The organism is Paenibacillus sp. PCH8 (genome assembly GCF_002968835.1).
Taxonomy (GTDB): domain Bacteria; phylum Bacillota; class Bacilli; order Paenibacillales; family Paenibacillaceae; genus Paenibacillus.
The window spans coordinates 2,425,575-2,443,091 of the sequence record NZ_PKQK01000001.1; the positions used below are offsets into that span (position 1 = coordinate 2,425,575).

14 protein-coding genes are annotated in these 17,517 nt (G+C 47.4%); 13 read left to right on the forward strand and 1 reads right to left on the reverse strand.

The features are described 5' to 3' along the window. Positions 1-10: 10 nt before the first annotated feature. The 11 genes from dtd (at position 11) to C0Q44_RS10555 (ending at position 14,092) form a co-directional block, all read left to right on the forward strand. Complete coding sequence (gene dtd / locus C0Q44_RS10510) at positions 11-472, forward strand: D-aminoacyl-tRNA deacylase (protein ID WP_105407182.1); 462 nt, start codon at positions 11-13, stop codon at positions 470-472. A 76-nt stretch (positions 473-548) separates the two neighbouring features. Continuing rightward, positions 549-716, forward strand: a complete 168-nt coding sequence (locus C0Q44_RS30125; protein WP_181150926.1) for a hypothetical protein — start codon at positions 549-551, stop codon at positions 714-716. A 280-nt stretch (positions 717-996) separates the two neighbouring features. Beyond that, the gene (locus C0Q44_RS10515; protein ID WP_105407183.1) at positions 997-1,503 is read left to right on the forward strand and encodes a type 1 glutamine amidotransferase domain-containing protein; all 507 of its coding nucleotides are present in this window, start codon (positions 997-999) and stop codon (positions 1,501-1,503) included. Between the two features lie 100 nt (positions 1,504-1,603). Beyond that, positions 1,604-2,050, forward strand: coding sequence for a hypothetical protein (locus C0Q44_RS10520; protein ID WP_105407184.1), 447 nt, complete (start codon positions 1,604-1,606; stop codon positions 2,048-2,050). Positions 2,051-2,404: 354 nt separating this feature from the next. Beyond that, positions 2,405-3,673: an SEC-C metal-binding domain-containing protein gene (locus C0Q44_RS10525; protein WP_105407185.1), complete on the forward strand. Its 1,269-nt coding sequence runs from the start codon at positions 2,405-2,407 to the stop codon at positions 3,671-3,673. A 598-nt stretch (positions 3,674-4,271) separates the two neighbouring features. Further along, complete coding sequence (hisS, locus tag C0Q44_RS10530; protein WP_105407186.1) at positions 4,272-5,522, forward strand: histidine--tRNA ligase; 1,251 nt, start codon at positions 4,272-4,274, stop codon at positions 5,520-5,522. A gap of 177 nt (positions 5,523-5,699) precedes the next feature. Next, positions 5,700-7,478, forward strand: coding sequence for an aspartate--tRNA ligase (gene aspS, locus C0Q44_RS10535; RefSeq protein WP_105407187.1), 1,779 nt, complete (start codon positions 5,700-5,702; stop codon positions 7,476-7,478). 18 nt (positions 7,479-7,496) lie between these two features. Continuing rightward, positions 7,497-8,252, forward strand: a complete 756-nt coding sequence (locus tag C0Q44_RS10540; protein WP_105407188.1) for a tRNA threonylcarbamoyladenosine dehydratase — start codon at positions 7,497-7,499, stop codon at positions 8,250-8,252. A gap of 259 nt (positions 8,253-8,511) precedes the next feature. Continuing rightward, positions 8,512-9,810, forward strand: coding sequence for an NCS2 family permease (locus C0Q44_RS10545; RefSeq protein WP_105407189.1), 1,299 nt, complete (start codon positions 8,512-8,514; stop codon positions 9,808-9,810). A gap of 84 nt (positions 9,811-9,894) precedes the next feature. Then, on the forward strand, positions 9,895-11,676 hold the full coding sequence (locus tag C0Q44_RS10550) for an ABC transporter ATP-binding protein (protein ID WP_105407190.1): 1,782 nt from the start codon (positions 9,895-9,897) through the stop codon (positions 11,674-11,676). A gap of 220 nt (positions 11,677-11,896) precedes the next feature. Further along, positions 11,897-14,092: a HelD family protein gene (locus tag C0Q44_RS10555; RefSeq protein ID WP_105407191.1), complete on the forward strand. Its 2,196-nt coding sequence runs from the start codon at positions 11,897-11,899 to the stop codon at positions 14,090-14,092. Between the two features lie 72 nt (positions 14,093-14,164). Here C0Q44_RS10555 and C0Q44_RS10560 read toward each other — a convergent pair whose 3' ends face one another. After that, the gene (locus tag C0Q44_RS10560; RefSeq protein ID WP_308737399.1) at positions 14,165-15,097 is read right to left on the reverse strand and encodes a DMT family transporter; all 933 of its coding nucleotides are present in this window, start codon (positions 15,095-15,097) and stop codon (positions 14,165-14,167) included. 153 nt (positions 15,098-15,250) lie between these two features. On the opposite strand from C0Q44_RS10560, the gene C0Q44_RS10565 reads away from it, so the two are divergent. After that, entirely contained in the window at positions 15,251-16,147 is an 897-nt protein-coding gene (locus C0Q44_RS10565; RefSeq protein ID WP_105407192.1) for a LysR family transcriptional regulator, read from the forward strand. A 41-nt stretch (positions 16,148-16,188) separates the two neighbouring features. Next, entirely contained in the window at positions 16,189-17,496 is a 1,308-nt protein-coding gene (locus C0Q44_RS10570; protein WP_105407193.1) for a replication-associated recombination protein A, read from the forward strand. Positions 17,497-17,517: the final 21 nt, after the last annotated feature.

Here is a 17,517-nt window from a genome sequence, read left to right on the forward strand (position 1 = left end):
AGCCTGTAAGATGAGGGTGCTTGTACAACGCTGTAAAGAGGCTCAGGTAACCGTTGGAGACGAACTGACGGGTAAGATCGAATCCGGATTAATGTTGCTTGTGGGCATTACCCACGAGGACACGGAGAAGGATGCTCATTATCTGGCTGAGAAGATTAGTGGATTACGGATTTTTGAGGATGATCAGGAGAAGATGAATCATAGCCTGCTTGATGTAGGCGGTGCTGTATTGTCTGTTTCCCAGTTCACCCTGTATGGGGATTGTCGCAAAGGAAAACGTCCGAGCTTTATAGCTGCGGCCAAACCTGAAGCGGCAGAATTATTGTATGAAACGTTCAATCAGTTGCTACGAGACAAAGGTATTCAGGTGGAAACCGGCCGTTTTGGAGCCATGATGGATGTGACTTTTACCAACTGGGGACCGGTTACTTTGATGCTTGAAAGTCCAGCTCATCCGGAGACAGGTGCATAATCGTGTGAAGATGAGGCCATAATAAGGATAATTCGTTGATGACCATCTAAATGATCAAAGGAGTATCCACTCAATTATGCGCCAATCCGCCAAAGAAACACGTACGCGCACGGAACCTTTGCTGTTTCCTGGGAACTTGTATGAATCATTGCAACTTGCTCGTGCGGCTGCTGAATGTGTTGCAACGATCTGGTCCGTTCAAGTTTCGGACAAAGAGAAGCAAAGTCAACTTCCGCGATCTTAATGTCTTCAGGCACGGCTTGAACATGAATGCCTGCAGGAATAAAGTAGTCACCAAAATTGGATTATACAGATTGTGGAAAAGTCCTGATTCGGTTACCGAATCAGGACTTTTTGTTGTATGTCGATTCTACTTTAGTACAAATTCGGCAAATGAATACACATGAAGTTGTTATAAATTGCTCTGGTGAGGGTAATAACATAGCGAGGTACATTGGCGTGCCAATGTACGGCAAAACCCGATATCTAAAGAAATTTCGAACACGGAAAGGAGAACATACGTTATGAGTAAAGTTGCTTTTTTATTGGCGAAATATTTTGAGGATTCGGAGATGCAGGTTCCGTATGACGAGTTGAAAAATGCTGGACACGAAGTGGAAATTATCGGTTTGAAAGCCGGTGAGACCCTGAAGGGCAAAGGAGGAAAAGCCTCCTATACAGCAGATAAGGCGATTTCCGAAGTATCCGCTTCAGATTATGATGCAGTCGTGATTCCTGGTGGATCGTCCCCTGAGAATCTGCGAAGTGATGCAAATATTCTGAAGTTCGTCACCGAGATCAACAGTGCGAAGAAACCGATCGCGGCGATCTGTCATGGTCCACAGATTTTGGCAAGTGCCGATCTGTTGAAAGGACGAACGATTACAGCTTATCCACCACTTAAAGATGACATGGTAAACGCGGGTGCAGAGTTCAAGGATCATGAGGCTGTTGTGGATGGAAATTATATTACCTCCCGAACGCCTGAAGATGAACCGGCGTTTGTACGTGAACTGCTCAAAGTGATTTAAAGCCAGTTAAACTGAAATACACGAATGATTCTGAACGACGTTTCATCGGGAAGCTTAAAGGTTTCGCGTTGCATTTCATTCCGATAAAGGAGGGTTTGACATGACAAAACATATTCAGGCGTATTTTCGAACCGAAGACGAGGCAGAGGGAGCAAGAACTTCCCTTCAGACATTCCGTACAGAGCATTTGGAAGTAGGTCAACTGGACAGCGCGGTGGGTAGAGACACACGTGTTATGGTGCCACTGGTGCCTTATAATACAGCAGGTGGAGTAGGCACCAACGGAGCAATGGGTGTAGGTGCAGCCCCAGGTGTTCCAGCGAGCGAAAATGTGATCCCTGTTGTAACGGACGTGAATCGTGATCCAGATCGCGATAAGCGTGATAGAGTAAATGAGGATGGAGACATGCTGGATGCTGCGGACGTGTCTTCGGCTGATTATAATGATCTGCATTATGTTTTGTCTGCCAAAGTAAGAGACGAGGATTATGAGGAGATTGTTCATAAACTTCGCTCCAACCGTGCTTATGTGGAGGAATTGGATTAACGTTACAGATACTTCTTCGCCCTTGCACCACTTGACTACAGAGTCGAGTGGTGTGCAAGGGATTTTTAATCGTAAGCGTATTAAAAAACAAAATTATAAAGCGCTATCATTTTTGTAATATTACTGTAATATTAGTTACATAAGCCTTTAACATAGGGGGCTTATAATAACAGACATGACCCCCTTTTTTTATATATCTTTGAGCCTGCACACCGTGTGCAGGCTATTTTTTTTGAGATGAGAATTTATATGTTTTGGGCGAAACTTACCCCTTTAATTAAATTTTGCTAAAATAGAGAAATGGTTTTCGGGCTCATGCGAATGGCTAGTGACAGATTTAAGGGGGAATTAGTTTTGAGTAAGGTTAGAAGAAATGATGTATGCCCGTGCGGAAGCGGGAAAAAATATAAGAAATGCTGTCTGGACAAGGAGTCCTCTGCAGTAGAATCCATACTGCGGCTGATATCAACGGAGCAGCCTATCCGGGAAGCCTCGATTCAGCCTGAGGGCAAGCTGACTCTGACCAAGCTGAAAAAGATGGTGGCGCGCGAACTGAAATGGGAGCATCCGGCTCATGAACAGCTGGCCCTGCAGCTTATAGAGGACATGAGGAACCAATACGAACAGGAACTGATTATGGAAGCTCTGGTGCTATGGAATGGTTATTCCCGCCAGACTCGCCCTATTGTGAAAAAGACAGGCTCGTTCTGTGCCGCAATCGAGTATTTGCTGTCCGAGGAATACGGCTTCAATGTCTCAAAGGCTGAGCTGGCTTGTAAATATGAGGTAACGACAGCAACGATCTCCCGGAAGATTAAGGAGATGTTTAATTACATCGAAGAATACGGTATGGGCGGCGAAACTGACGAGCTGATGATGCTGAACGGACCAGGCACATCAAAGGACAAAGCGCAGGCTCTGCTGTATAAGGCGATGGAAGCCAGTTCTGCCAAACGCAGAATACAGCTGGCGAAAACGGTGCTGGAGATGTATCCTGACAGCCCTGATGCGTATCTTATTCTGGCTGAGGAATCGGACAATGAGCCTGATGCACTAGCTTACTTCAAGGCCGGAATCGCTGCTGGCGAACGCGAACTGGGCGAACTGTTTTTTGAGAAGAACAAAGGGTACTTTTGGGGGCTCCATGAGACTCGTCCCTATATCCGTATCTGCAAAAGCTACGCTGAATCTTGCTGGCTTGGTGGAGATGCCACAGAAGCGGCACAAATCCTGGAGCATATTCTAGAACTTAATACAGAAGACAATACCGGAGTACGTTACCTGCTCGTTGGTGTGTATTTGTATAGCAACCGATTGAAGCAGGCAGAGCAAATGCTGGAGAAGTATGGAAAAGGTGACGCCGCAACTGCCTTTGCTTATGGCCAGATCATTCTGGAGTATAAGAAGAACGGAATCACCTCGCAGCTCAAAATGCTGTATCGTGTAGCCCGGGGTGTGAACAAGCATGTGCCTGATTATCTGCTGGGTTTGAAACGCCTGCCACATAACCTTCCTGATTTTGTCGGAATGGGCGATTCCAACGAAGCGATTGAATATGTTATTATGCACTCTCGTTTATGGGCGAGTGTGCCGGATCTGCTGAAGTGGATGCTGAAACAATAGAGTTATGTAGCAATAGGAGTTGGAATTCATTGGATGAATTAAACTTCTATTAGCAGTGATTTCTATGGAATCCCCATCCCGTACAGCGTGTGAGTAAATTTTTTTTTGCTATCTTTGCGTGTTAACCCTTGACTTTAGTACTGCGGTTCATTACAATCAGAAAATAATACGTTGACTATAGTCAATATAAGTCGATTTTTGAACTATATTACTGATTTGATGACGGGACCAAGTACTCCGTATCCACATGACCAGAGAGGAATCCCCAGGCTGTAAGGATTCTCTTGCTGAGCGGACGAATGACTTCCCCGAGAACAGACGGCGAACACAGCAGACTTGATCTGTTGACCAGTAGCCGGCCTGCGCAGGACGTGCGTTACACGTAGAGCGGAATATCTGCTTGACTAGGAGGTGTTAGACAATCCTTAGTCATCAGATGACCACCTGAACGGCTTAAATGTCAGGTTTCCGGAATGTGGGTGGTACCACGGGTGAATGTATATACACAATCTCTCGTCCCTTTGTTTGCTATACGTAGCAGACAGGGCGAGGGATTTTTTTGTTATATAAAAATAAATCTATGCTGGAGGGATGAAAGATGGCTTTTCAAAAACCGACGGGAACACAGGATTTGCTGCCTGGTGTTGTCGAGAAATGGCAGTATGTAGAAGATAAAGCCCGGGATCTGTGTCGACGGTTTAATTACCGCGAGATTCGTACACCAATCTTCGAACAGACGTCTTTGTTTGTAAGAGGTGTTGGAGAGACAACGGACATCGTTGAGAAAGAAATGTATACCTTTGATGACAAAGGCAATCGCAGTATGACTCTTCGTCCCGAGGGAACAGCGGGAGTTGTTCGTGCTTATGTAGAGAACAAAATCTATGGCGAACCTGATGTGAGCAAGTTGTATTACATTGGTCCGATGTTCCGGTATGAACGTCCACAGGCAGGCCGCCAGCGTCAGTTTCACCAGTTCGGTGTAGAAGCCATCGGTGCTCTGGACCCAGCAATTGATGCTGAAGTCATCGCACTCGGTTATCAACTGTGTGTGGAGCTTGGGTTGAAGGATGTCAAAGTGGAGATCAATTCCGTAGGTAATTCAACCAGCCGTGCGGAATACCGCGAGACGTTGCTAGGCTTCCTCAGACCGATGAAAGACAGCTTGTGCAAGGATTGCCAATCCCGGATGGAACGAAATCCACTGCGTGTACTCGATTGCAAAGTGGACCAGGACAAATTCGTAGGGGCACCGTCCATATTGGATAGCCTGGATGAAGAGTCATTGAATCACTTCGCCAAGCTGCAAGCATATTTGGATGATTTCGGTGTAGATTATGCAGTGAACAATCGTCTGGTACGTGGATTGGATTATTACACTTTGACTGCTTTTGAATTAAAAGCCCAAGGTATTGGAGCAATTGATACCGTTGGAGGTGGCGGCAGATACAACGGTCTCGTTGGAGATATCGGCGGACCGGATCAGCCTGGCATCGGTTTCGGTATTGGTCTGGAGCGTATTCAACTCATTCTGGAGCACCAAAACATTGAAGTGAGCACGCTGGCTCCATTGGATGTGTACTTTGTAGCTCTGGGCAACGCAGCTGATCGGGAAGTGAATCGACTGTTGTTCAAGCTTCGTCAGTCTGGCCTGTCTGGTGAGCGCGATTATCTCGGCCGCAAGATGAAAGCTCAGATGAAATCAGCCGATCGTTTCAAAGCTCGTTATACTGCCATCCTTGGTGATGACGAACTGGAGCGTGGTGAGATCGCACTCAAGTCGATGGATACGGGTGAACAACAAACCGTGAAGCTGGATGACTTGGTAGCTACTGTAGCACCACTGTAGGAGTAACACGATTGATCCGGCAAACTTGCTGATGTTCAGGCCATTCTGGTAGCCAGGATGGTTATGATCCAGAGGCGGATTGCCTTTTGAATATATCATCTTCACGTAACCGGACTGTTGAAGAGCAGGCACCGCCTGCCTACACAGAACGGAAATTCACATAAGAGGAGTTTGGTTATGAAAAGAAGTCATCATAGCGGCGCATTAACACCCGCACACATCGGTGAGACAGTAACATTGAACGGTTGGGTTCAGACCCGCCGTGACTTGGGGGGCGTACTTTTTATCGACTTGCGTGACCGTAGCGGGATCGTACAAGTTGTCTTTAACCCGGCCTACTCCGGTGAAGCTCTACAGATCGCAGACCGTGTACGTAGCGAGTATGTTATCGCTGTGACGGGTAAAGTCGTTAAACGTGATGCAGAGACGGTTAACAAAAACCTGCCTACAGGTGAGATTGAAGTTCAAATTACAGAAATCGAAGTGCTGAATGCGGCGAAAACACCTCCATTCTTCATTGAAGATGGTGTCGAGGTCGACGAATCCCTTCGTTTGAAATATCGTTATCTGGACCTGCGTCGTCCGGAAATGTTCGAAACACTGAAACTGCGTTCCAAAGCATCTAAAGTATTCCGTGATTATCTGGACGGAGAAGAATTCGTTGAAGTGGAAACACCAATCTTGACGAAGAGTTCCCCTGAAGGTGCGCGTGATTATCTCGTACCGAGCCGTGTGCACGAAGGTGAGTTCTTCGCTTTGCCACAATCGCCACAAATCTACAAACAATTGTTGATGGTGGGTGGAGTAGAGCGTTATTATCAGATCGCCCGTTGTTTCCGGGATGAGGATCTGCGTGCAGACCGTCAACCAGAATTCACTCAAGTCGACATCGAGACTTCGTTCCTGCAACAGGATGATCTGTTGCCAATGATGGAAGAACTGATGGCCAAATTGTTGCGTGAAACGAAAGGTGTCGAACTGGAACTGCCTTTCCAACGGATTACGTATGCGGATGCGATGGGTAAATACGGTTCAGACAAACCGGATCTGCGCTTTGGTATGGAACTGGTGGAAATGAATGATATCGTAGCGAACAGCGGCGTTAAAGTATTTGCTTCCGTCATCGAAAAAGGTGGAGAAGTGAAAGTACTGAATGCCAAAGGCTGTGGTACTTGGAGCCGTAAAGAGATTGACGATCTTGGACCATTCGCTGCACGCTATGGTGCCAAAGGTCTGGCATGGATTCAAGTGAAAGATGGCGAGTTCAAAGGGCCAATCGTGAAGTTCTTCACGCCTGAAGAAATCGAAGCGGTCAAAGAACGTACAGGTGCTGAAGAAGGCGATTTGTTGCTCTTCTCCGCTGATACCAAAAAAGTCGTTGCTGATGTTCTTGGCGCGCTGCGTATGAAAATCGGTCGTCAACTCGGTCTGATCGATGACAGCAAATTCAAATTTGCCTGGGTTGTTGACTTCCCACTGCTCGGATATGATGAAGATGCGAAACGTTATGTAGCAGAACACCATCCGTTCACACGTCCTAAAGACGAAGATGTGCATCTGTTCGATACAGATCCAGGGGCCATTCGTGCTCAAGCCTATGACCTTGTTCTGAACGGTTATGAAGTAGGCGGCGGTTCAATGCGTATCTACAAACGTGATGTTCAGGAGAAAATGTTCGCTGCCCTTGGACTCTCTCCAGAAGTAGCGAATGATAAATTCGGGTACCTGCTTGAAGCATTTGAATATGGAACTCCACCGCATGGCGGAATTGCATTTGGTCTGGACCGTCTCGTGATGTTGCTGGCAGGCCGCACGAACCTGCGTGAAACAATTGCCTTCCCGAAAACGGCAAGTGCAACGGATCTGCTGATGAATGCACCTTCTGAAGTGGATGACTCCCAATTGGAACAACTTCACATTCGTGTAGCTCGTAAACCGGTAGCGGAAAAGAAATAAAGGAGGCATCGATTCTCAATGCTCCATCAATTTTCAAGAACAGAACTTGCGATTGGACCTGAAGGTCTCAACACGCTCAAGAATAGTACAGTAGCCGTTCTCGGCATCGGTGGTGTGGGCGGTATTGCTGTAGAAGCACTCGCCCGCAGCGGTGTTGGGCGTATCATCCTGATTGATAAAGACGTCGTGGACATTACGAACATCAATCGCCAGATTCATGCTCTGATCACGACAGTGGGGCAGAAAAAAGCGGATCTAATGGTGGAACGTGTGAAACTGATTAATCCGGAATGTGATGCGATTGCCTTGAATATGTTTTACACGGAAGAAACGTATGAGGAATTGTTCAAATATGAACTGGATTATGTGCTGGATGCATCCGACACGATTATCTACAAAATCCATCTCATTAAAGAGTGCCTGAGACGTAAAATTCCGATGATTTCCAGCATGGGTGCAGCTAATAAAATGGACCCAACAAAATTCCAGGTTGCGGATATTTCAAAAACGACCATGGACCCGATTGCCCGTGTTGTACGTACGACACTGCGTAAAGACGGCATCAAAAAAGGTGTGAAAGTGGTCTTTTCGACTGAAAAGCCGATGAAACCACGCGAGGATGTAACACAGAAAATCGTTCCTGAGAATGCGCCAGAGATTCGCAAGGCCAAACAGCCACCTGCGAGCAACGCATTTGTTCCACCGGTTGCCGGACTCATTATGGTCAGTGTAGCCGTGAAGGAATTGCTCGAAATAGCAGAGAACAAACAGTAGTAACTTGCTACCGACTGAACAGCGTGGATGCCGATAAGGCATCTGCGCTTTTTTGTGTGTTGTGGCACCTCTCTTTTGGAGGAAGTGAACGGGAAGTGAACGGACTTCCATTGTCCATGATAGAGGAACTGCATTCCGCTACAAGGGTTAGCGCAATGTCATGTACTTCAAAGTGAAAACCGTGTATGATATTCATTGCTGTGCGAAATGATGTTACATACATAATGAATTTGCAGCTAGAGAGAGGGGAACAGAACGAATGAAACACGGATGGATGACCAAACGTCTGGGGATGGAGCCAGGAGATCAGTGGAAGAAGGAAATTGTGGCGGGAGCCATTTCCTATTTTGCGGTGGTCTATATTGTTATGGTCAATGCTACAATTCTTTCCGATGCCGGGATGCCTTTGCAGGCCGCCATGGTGGGAACTCTGCTGACGTCTATTGCAGGCTGTTTGCTCATGGCATTTGGCGGGAAATCACCGATTGTCGTTGTACCCGGAATGGGGATTAATGCATTTTTTACGTATACACTTGTACATTCCATGAAACTCAGCTGGCAAGAAGCGCTGGCTGTTGTAACCGTCACAGGTATATTGTTTGCGATTGTCGCATTTACGTCACTATACAAAATGATCAGTGAAGCAATCCCGAAAAATCTCCAGCATGGGATTACGGTGGGGATCGGTCTGTTTTTGACGTTCATTGGTTTACAAAAAAGTGGAATTGTCATTGCGCACCAGACCACATTTGTAGCGATTGGGCATTTTAATGATCCCAATGTTATTACAGCTTGCGTTACGTTGGTGCTTGCCGTGATTTTATTTATACGTAATGTCCAGGGTGGACTTCTCATCAGTATTCTGATCGGGACAGGCCTTGCCTATGTACTTGGTGCAGTGCACCCAGGTGAATCGGTGTCAGCGATGGAAGCGTTGCGTCAATATAGTGGCTTGTTTGGCGAGTTGTCATTAGTGAAGCTGGCCGATTTAGCATTCTGGATTGCGGTATTTCTGCTACTGCTGATTGTGGTGTTTGAAAATATCGGATTAATTGCGGCCCAGACACATATGATTGGTCGTCCAGAGCGGTTCAAAGGCAGTCTGCGTGCTCTGTCCAATAGCACAGTGCTGGCAGGCATATTCGGTAGCAGTCCTCCAGTAGCTGCGGCAGAGACAACGGCGGGCATTGCGGCAGGTGGCCGAACAGGTTTGACCCCGCTCATTACGGCCGTGTTGTTCGGAGCTACCTTCTTCTTCATCCCTCTGCTCGGCTACATTCCGGATAGTGCGATTGCACCGATTTTAATTATTATTGGTGGTCTGATGGTACAAGGTGTGAAGGATATGGATTTTGGCGACTTTACAGAGGCTTTCCCGGCATTTCTGATCATGGTCATGATTCCATTTACATATAGCATTGTGGACGGAATGGCGTTTGGCTTTATCGCTTATCCGCTTGCCAAGCTGGCTGCAGGTCAAGGGAAACAGGTGCCTGTAGTCATGTATGTCATTTCCATTCTCTTTTTGGCCAATTTCGTACTGCATGGCGTTTTGTAAAACAGTGTTATATAACAAAAGCAACCTCATGTAAGTTCATACGTATGATCTCTGGTGAGTTGATGGAGAACGGGAGGAACGGGAATGGAAGAGCAGCAACAAGCAGGGCTGAATGAGCCAAAGGTTGGGAAAAAAGGATTTAGGGATTTCGTCAAGCTTATAGCTGCCACGAACCCGCCAAAACTGATCTTGATTTTGGCCCTTATTTTAACCTTGATTCAGACGACGGCAGGATTGATCGTTCCACTGATGACCAAAGGTCTGATTGATGGACTAACCACTTCGGCATTGAATAAGACTGTTATTTTATTGTTGCTAGGGGCATTTGTCATTCAAGCGATTGCCTCGGGTATCAGTATCTATATGTTGAATTACGCGGGACAACGAGTGGTTGCTACACTTCGAACCAAGCTGTGGAACAAAGTATTGTCGCTGCAAATGCCGTACTTTGACCGTAATCGTACAGGCGATACGATGAGTCGGATTACCAATGATACGAGCCAGATCATGACGTTGATCGCGGATTATCTGGTTTCGTTCGTGTCGAACATTGTTGCCGTTGTAGGTGGAGTGGCATTGTTGTTCTATCTGGATTGGGTGATGTCGCTCATTATTCTGAGTCTGGTACCACTTACACTGCTGATTTTGTTGCCAGTCGGTAAGAAAATGTATAAAATATCGAAAAAACAGCAGGACGAGATGGCGGGACTCACGTCAGTACTCAGTCAGGTTATTGGTGAGATCCGATTGGTCAAAGCTTACGGAACCGAGAAACAGGAAGTAGAGGCAGGAGATTCCCGAATTCGTAAAATGTTTGCCTTTGGTTTGCAGGAAGCGCGTATCCTTGCTCTGATCGGTCCTTTATTTACATTTGTCATGACGGCTGTATTGGTCGTTATTCTGGGCGTTGGGGGAATGCGTGTGGCGTCTGGCATACTGTCGCCGGGTGAACTGGTCGCGTTTATTCTGCTTCTGTTCCAGGTCATTATGCCAATGGGCCAGTTCACAACGCTATACTCTCGTTTGCAAAAAGTAGTGGGTGCAACGGAGCGAATTCAGGCCATTCTGGCCGATGAGGAAGAGCCGCGTCATAGCACCAAGATGGCTCCCAAGGGTAACGATACGATTGCATTTCACAATGTACACTTTTCTTATGTCACAGGGGAAGAAGTGCTTCATGGGATTAATTTGACGGTTCCAACACGCAAGGTGACGGCTATTGTAGGGCCGAGCGGTAGCGGCAAATCCACGCTGTTCTCTTTGATGGAGCAGTTCTATATGCCCGATTCAGGTCACATTTCATATGGGGGACAAGCGATCACGGACTACTCCCTGTCTTCCTGGCGGAGCAAGATCGGGTATGTTTCTCAGGAGAGTCCGCTCATGGCAGGTACGATTAAAGACAATATTACCTACGGCTTGGAACGTGATGTCACAATGGAGGAGATCCGGCAAGCTGCTAAGATGGCGTATTCTGCCGACTTCATCGACAAGCTTCCTCAGGGCTATGACACGGAAGTGGGCGAGAGAGGGATCAAGTTATCCGGGGGTCAACGACAACGGATTGCTATCGCTCGTGCATTGTTACGGAGTCCGGATATTCTGATGCTGGATGAAGCGACATCCAGTCTGGATAGTACCTCGGAATATGAAGTACAACAGGCTCTTTCCAACCTGATGGAAGGAAGAACAACAATTGTCATTGCGCATCGGTTGTCCACCGTGGTAGATTCTGATCAGATTGTTGTATTGGAGCATGGACATGTAACCGGAACGGGAACACACGCAGAATTAATTAGCAACCATCCGGTATACCGAGAACTTGCTCAGAAACAGTTTGTGGCTCAGGAAGGTCAAATGGAGTAAAGAGCCGGAGCGATCGCATTATTCAATTATTGGGTTTCAAATATTTCAACTTCAGACCGTTGTTCTTTCGTTCAATGTGAGCGAGAACAACGGCTTTTTTACCTTATTCCATTCAGCTTACTGTAGCTTTTTGAACATGCATATGATATAGTGGGTATCCTTTTGCGTTGTCAGTGATTGACTATGCAGAACAAACATATTCTTAGGAGGTAACTGAAACATGTCAGACAGCTTTCAAAGTGCCTATCAAGAAGAAGAGTACAGGTTAGAGCGAACGATGGAGGAAGTGGACAGCCAGCTGCAACGGCTACAGAATTTTCCGGTGTATACCGGCCACGACTTCACAGAACAAGTGCTGGAAGCCGGACGCGAAGAGCGCCGCACCGCCTTGTCCAAGAGTGCGCAGCAACCCTATTTCGGACGCTTGGATTTCGAAGAACAGGGCAGTGGTGCACGGAAGCCGCTGTATATTGGCAAAATCGGCGTAGACCGCGAAGCGGTGGGAGAGCATCCGCTCGTCATCGACTGGCGTGCTCCTGTCGCGAGCCTGTTTTACTCTTTTACGGGAGGGGAAGCCTCCGCAATGTATGAAGCCCCGGAAGGGCTTATCGAAGGTCTGGTCTACCTGAAACGAAACGTTGTCATTCGCCAGCGAATATTGGAACGTGTGGCGGATACATATAACCGTGACAGCGACCAGCCTGCGGTATCCGATGAATTCCTCGTCTATCGACTGGGAGAGAACAAAGACAACAAACTCCGGGATATCGTGTCCACAATTCAGGCGGAGCAGGATCTGATCATTCGTGCGGCGAGAAACACCGCGTTGATCATTCAGGGTGTGGCCGGATCGGGGAAAACAACGGTTGCCCTGCATCGGCTTGCCTTTTTGCTGTATCAGTATAAGGAGCAGGTATCTGCGGAGAAAATGGTTATTTTTGCACCCAACCATATGTTCTTGGATTACATCTCGGATGTGCTCCCGGAACTCGGTGTAGGGGACATTCAGCAGCAGACATTCCCGGATTGGGCCAAGAATCTGCTCGGGCTGGAGATGCCTCTGGCGGATACGTCGGAGACACTGAATATCTGGTTTGAAACACCCGATGCACGGCCAGAATTGAACGATGATGTACCTGGAAGGTACAAAGGTTCGATCCGCTTCATGAATCTCATTCGGGAGTGGCTGTCGGGTATGGAAGAGGATTCTGTGCCAGATATGGACTTCAGTCCATGGGATGGTGGTGTGCTCAGCAAGAAGGAGATCGAAAGCTGGTTCGGTGAGGAATACAAACACTATCCGCTAGCGAAACGCAAAGAACGGGTTATGGCGCGAGTTCACCGCTGGATTGAAATGGAACTCAAGAAACCCATGCCTGAAGCTGTGCGCAAAGAACGCAAGAAAAAAGCAGCGACTCGGGAGAAATCCTATGCCAAGAAATGGCCTCAGTATGAGCCGCTTACACTATACAAACAACTGTTCAAAGCGGTAAAGGGCGGCTCTGTGCCAGCCTCGCTCAGCGGGCTTGTTCCGAAAGGTGTCATGAAACAAACCGCAGCAGATCTGAAGCAGGATATCGTACGAGAAGAGGATCTGCCTGCATTGGTATATATTCATACGCTTGTTCATGATATTGAAAGTTCGGAACGTTTTGACCATGTCGTGATTGATGAAGCACAGGATTTCTCCCCTTTTCACGTCGCATTATTGGATCAGTTCGTGAGAGGGCATTCCTTCACCATCCTGGGTGATCTGTCCCAAGGCATTCATGAGTACCGCGGGGTTCACGCGTGGGAAGAGATGAGTTCACTTTTCCCGGAGGAACAGAATGCATACTTTGCATTGACCCGAAGCTATCGTTCCACGATGGAAATTATCGATTATGCAAACACGATTCTGGAACGAGGCGTTCAGAGCGGAATTACGGCGATTCCTGTTTTCAGGAGCGGTGATCCAGTTCGGACGTTGGCGTACGGAGGAGAAGGACGAACGGCGAGCCTTGAACAAGCGCTGAAGGTGTTAACGGTCAAAGACTACCGAACCGTCTCCATTCTGACCCGTACGCTGCATGAGGCAGAGGTGCTCCATCGTGAACTGCAGGCCGTAGGCTGGGATCTAAATCTGATCGATGGTGGCAAAAAGCAGTACACAGGTGGACACTCCGTTCTACCCGTTTATCTGTCCAAAGGCTTGGAGTTTGATGCCGTCATTGTGGCAGACGTTGACCAAGAGCATTACTTGCCAAATGCGGGTGATGCGAAACTGCTGTATGTGGGCTGTACACGGGCATTGCACGAACTGTGGTTGTTCCACGAGGGGGATTTGCCAGAATACGCGGCTGCGACACATCATTCGGAAGGTGAAGCAGTTACGATTCAGGGCTGGCCTGTAGACAATGAATCGGAGTCTGTATGAGATGAAATTAGATCATAAACTCCATAAGAAAAGGCATGTCGCTATTTTGGCGACATGCCTTTTTGTTTACAGCTACGCTGATTTAACAGGGTGACGATTAACGAGGAATATGCCCAGACAGATGAATACGCCGCCTGCACCTACAATCCATTGGACGTGTTCGCCCAGTAACACCAAGCTGGACAGCACACCAAAAAGCGGCGCAAGAAAAAGAAAGGAACTGGTTTTGGCCGGGTCCGTGTTTTGTAGCAAGTAGAACCAGAGGGTAAACTGAATAATGGAACAAAATATTGTCAGCCATATCAGCACAAGAATAGATGTGGTGTTTACGATAAAGTGAGGCTGCTCGGTGAATCCACTAAGCATAAGTAGTACCGCGCCTCCGGCAAGCATCTGATAGGCTGTGAGTACATACGTGTCATGACGAGATCCCCAACGTTTAATTAATAATGTTGATACAGCGAAGGAAACAGCTCCTCCGAATCCAATCCAAGTTCCGGGTGTAAGGCTCATGTGCAGTCCAAAGGTTAGAACGACTCCTGCGAACCCCAGAATAACGCCCATCCACTGGCTAAATCGATAGGTTACACCATACAGAATGACGCTGAAAATAATGACCAATAAAGGATTAGTGAATGTGATGATCGCAGATTCTCCCGAACTGATCCAATTCATGCTGTAATAGGCACAGCCCATGACCCCGGCCGACTGGAAGAAGCCGATTACAACGATCTGCGCCCATTGTTGCCATTGGACAGGGAGGGGGCGTTTTCTTACGATCCAGGCAAGCAGTACTCCTGCCAATACATAGCGAAGACCCATTAACAAAAAGGGAGGAGCATACATCATGCCGATTTTTCCTACCGGAAATGAAGTTCCCATAATCAAGGTGGTGAGGATGATTAACAGGGTGTATTTTAGCGGCCTCATGGGATGGTTTTCATGGCTTCTTCCCTTGCTCATAGGGTCTTGTCCACTGTCTACTTTATTTGTCCAATTCAACATGATTCATACGCCTCCACTTGAGCACAGTACATCAAGAAATGCTGTGTTCTGATTCTGATATACCTTGATTGTAGTGATGATTAGTCATACTGTATAATGATTGTTAGTGATCTGGACATCATTATAAATGATGTTAGAGTTGGAGGGTTAATGATGGAAAGTGGGGATCTGAGAATATTTCAATGTGTCGCGCAGGAAGGTAATTTGACGAAGGCAGCTGCACGACTGGGCTATGTTCAATCCAATGTAACCGCCAGAATAAGGCATTTGGAAACAGAAGTAGGCACACCGCTATTTATTAGACATAATCGGGGAATGACGTTGTCTCCGGCTGGAGAGATGTTGCTCACCTATGCGGATAAAATTATTGGTTTACTGAATGATGCTTCCAAGGCACTCCAGGCGACGAACACGCCATCGGGGCCTCTGCGAATAGGATCTACACAGACCGCGGCAGCCGTTCGGCTACCTGAACTTTTTGCCAAGTACTATAAACAATTTCCTGCTGTATCTCTGTCACTGGCAACCGGCAATTCACAAATGCTGATTGACCAAGTAATGGGGTATGAATTGGAGGGAGCTTTCATAGGTTGTTCGTGCGATCACTCCGATATCGCATCCGTTCCCGTGTATGATGAAGAGCTGTATATCGTCTCGTCGGGTGTAGATGCAGAGCCTGTGGAGGAGCTTACAGGCAAGCCGATTCTTGTCTATAGTATGGGATGTTCTTATCGTCAAACATTGGAAGAATGGTTACGCTCCAGTGGAGTAACTCGTCCGGTAATTATGGAATTTGGTACGCTGGAAGCGATTATTAGCGGAGTTGCCTCTGGAATGGGGATTTCTTTATTACCGGAGATTGTGATCCGGCAGCAGATCGAAAGCGGCATTCTGCGCAAACATTCGCTTCCCACTGGCGTGAATCACATGATGACCCGTTTTATTACACGAAAGGATGCGTTTGTCAGCAGTGCACTTGGTGCATTTATGGCTATGTTGCCTAAGGAGTATGATATGATAGAGGGTAGAAAAGATACGTCAGAAGTGTAATATGCATAACTCAAGGCAATCCGTTAAGGAAGTGATGAGCAATGGATTTATTTTCGTTTCAACAGGATACGCACACACAAGCCAGATTGCTCGCGGACCGCTTGCGGCCAGAGCATCTGGATGAATATATTGGACAGGAACATATTATTGGACCGGGAAAGCTGCTTCGGCGTGCGATTGAGGCGGATCAGATTTCGTCCATCCTGCTATATGGTCCTCCAGGATGCGGTAAGACGACACTGGCACATATTATTTCTCAGCAAACCCAAGGACAATTTGTTCGCCTGAATGCCGTTGAGGCTTCCGTTAAGGATGTCCGTGAAGTCATTGAGCAGGCTCAGACGAATAAGCAGTTATATGGCACCAAAACAATCCTGTTTCTGGACGAGGTACACCGGTTTAACAGTTCACGTCAGGATGCCCTGTTACCTGCTGTTGAGAAGGGCACGATTATTTTTATCGGCGCGACAACGGAGAATCCCTTTCATTATGTAAATGGGGCCTTGATGAGCCGTTCCACTCTGTTCCAGCTGGAATCCTTGAATAAGGAGCACTCCCTTATTGCGATGCGCAGAGCATTGAGCGATGCTGACAAAGGGCTTGGATTCATGGAATTACAGGCAGACGATGAGGCGCTAGAGCACATTGCCACGATGGCAAATGGAGACATTCGGCGTGCTCTTAATGCGCTCGAACTGGCCGCATTGACCACGCCACCGGAGAAGGATGGATCTATTCACATTACGCTTGATGTAGCTGAAGAGTCTATTCGGCGTCCCATTGTGAAGGCAGATGAATCAACACAGTATGACGTGTTATCCGCATTTCACAAGAGCATTCGGGGCTCCAGTGATGCGGCACTGTTCTGGTTTTTGTACGCGGTGGAGAAGCTGGGTATGGACCCAATGACGTTTATTCGTCGTCTGATTGCAGCGAGCAGTGAGGACATTGGTCTTGCGAATCCACAAGCGATGACCCAGGCGATTGGTGCACTTGATGCATACCGGAATAACGGCTGGCCCGAAGCCAAACTGAACATTGCACAAGCGATTCTGTTTGCAGTCGAGAGTCCGAAATCCAATGCGGTGTACACCGCTATTTCCAAAGCCATGAGTGCCATCGATGAGGTGAAATCGGCAGAGGTGCCACTTCATCTGAGAGATACGCATTATTCAGGTGCTGTGAAGTTGGGTCACGAAGGCTATCAATATCCACATAACTATCCGGGGCATTACGTGAAGCAGGAGTACCTGCCCAAACAGCTATCGCGGAGAATATTCTATGAAGCGACGGAGCAAGGCAACGAATCGAAGATCCGGCTGAACCAACAGCGGCGCAGGGAATTGTAGATGTAAAGTGATATAGCTAAG

What these genes read in the sequence shown, in the direction of transcription:
- C0Q44_RS10570 (WP_105407193.1), top strand. Translation starts at nt 16,189, where the DNA reads ATGGATTTATTTTCGTTTCAACAGGATACGCACACACAAGCCAGATTG.
- dtd (WP_105407182.1), top strand. Translation starts at nt 11, where the DNA reads ATGAGGGTGCTTGTACAACGCTGTAAAGAGGCTCAGGTAACCGTTGGA.
- C0Q44_RS10555 (WP_105407191.1), top strand. Translation starts at nt 11,897, where the DNA reads ATGTCAGACAGCTTTCAAAGTGCCTATCAAGAAGAAGAGTACAGGTTA.
- C0Q44_RS10540 (WP_105407188.1), top strand. Translation starts at nt 7,497, where the DNA reads ATGCTCCATCAATTTTCAAGAACAGAACTTGCGATTGGACCTGAAGGT.
- C0Q44_RS10515 (WP_105407183.1), top strand. Translation starts at nt 997, where the DNA reads ATGAGTAAAGTTGCTTTTTTATTGGCGAAATATTTTGAGGATTCGGAG.
- hisS (WP_105407186.1), top strand. Translation starts at nt 4,272, where the DNA reads ATGGCTTTTCAAAAACCGACGGGAACACAGGATTTGCTGCCTGGTGTT.
- C0Q44_RS10545 (WP_105407189.1), top strand. Translation starts at nt 8,512, where the DNA reads ATGAAACACGGATGGATGACCAAACGTCTGGGGATGGAGCCAGGAGAT.
- C0Q44_RS10550 (WP_105407190.1), top strand. Translation starts at nt 9,895, where the DNA reads ATGGAAGAGCAGCAACAAGCAGGGCTGAATGAGCCAAAGGTTGGGAAA.
- aspS (WP_105407187.1), top strand. Translation starts at nt 5,700, where the DNA reads ATGAAAAGAAGTCATCATAGCGGCGCATTAACACCCGCACACATCGGT.
- C0Q44_RS10560 (WP_308737399.1), bottom strand. Translation starts at nt 15,097, where the DNA reads ATGTTGAATTGGACAAATAAAGTAGACAGTGGACAAGACCCTATGAGC.
- C0Q44_RS30125 (WP_181150926.1), top strand. Translation starts at nt 549, where the DNA reads ATGCGCCAATCCGCCAAAGAAACACGTACGCGCACGGAACCTTTGCTG.
- C0Q44_RS10520 (WP_105407184.1), top strand. Translation starts at nt 1,604, where the DNA reads ATGACAAAACATATTCAGGCGTATTTTCGAACCGAAGACGAGGCAGAG.
- C0Q44_RS10565 (WP_105407192.1), top strand. Translation starts at nt 15,251, where the DNA reads ATGGAAAGTGGGGATCTGAGAATATTTCAATGTGTCGCGCAGGAAGGT.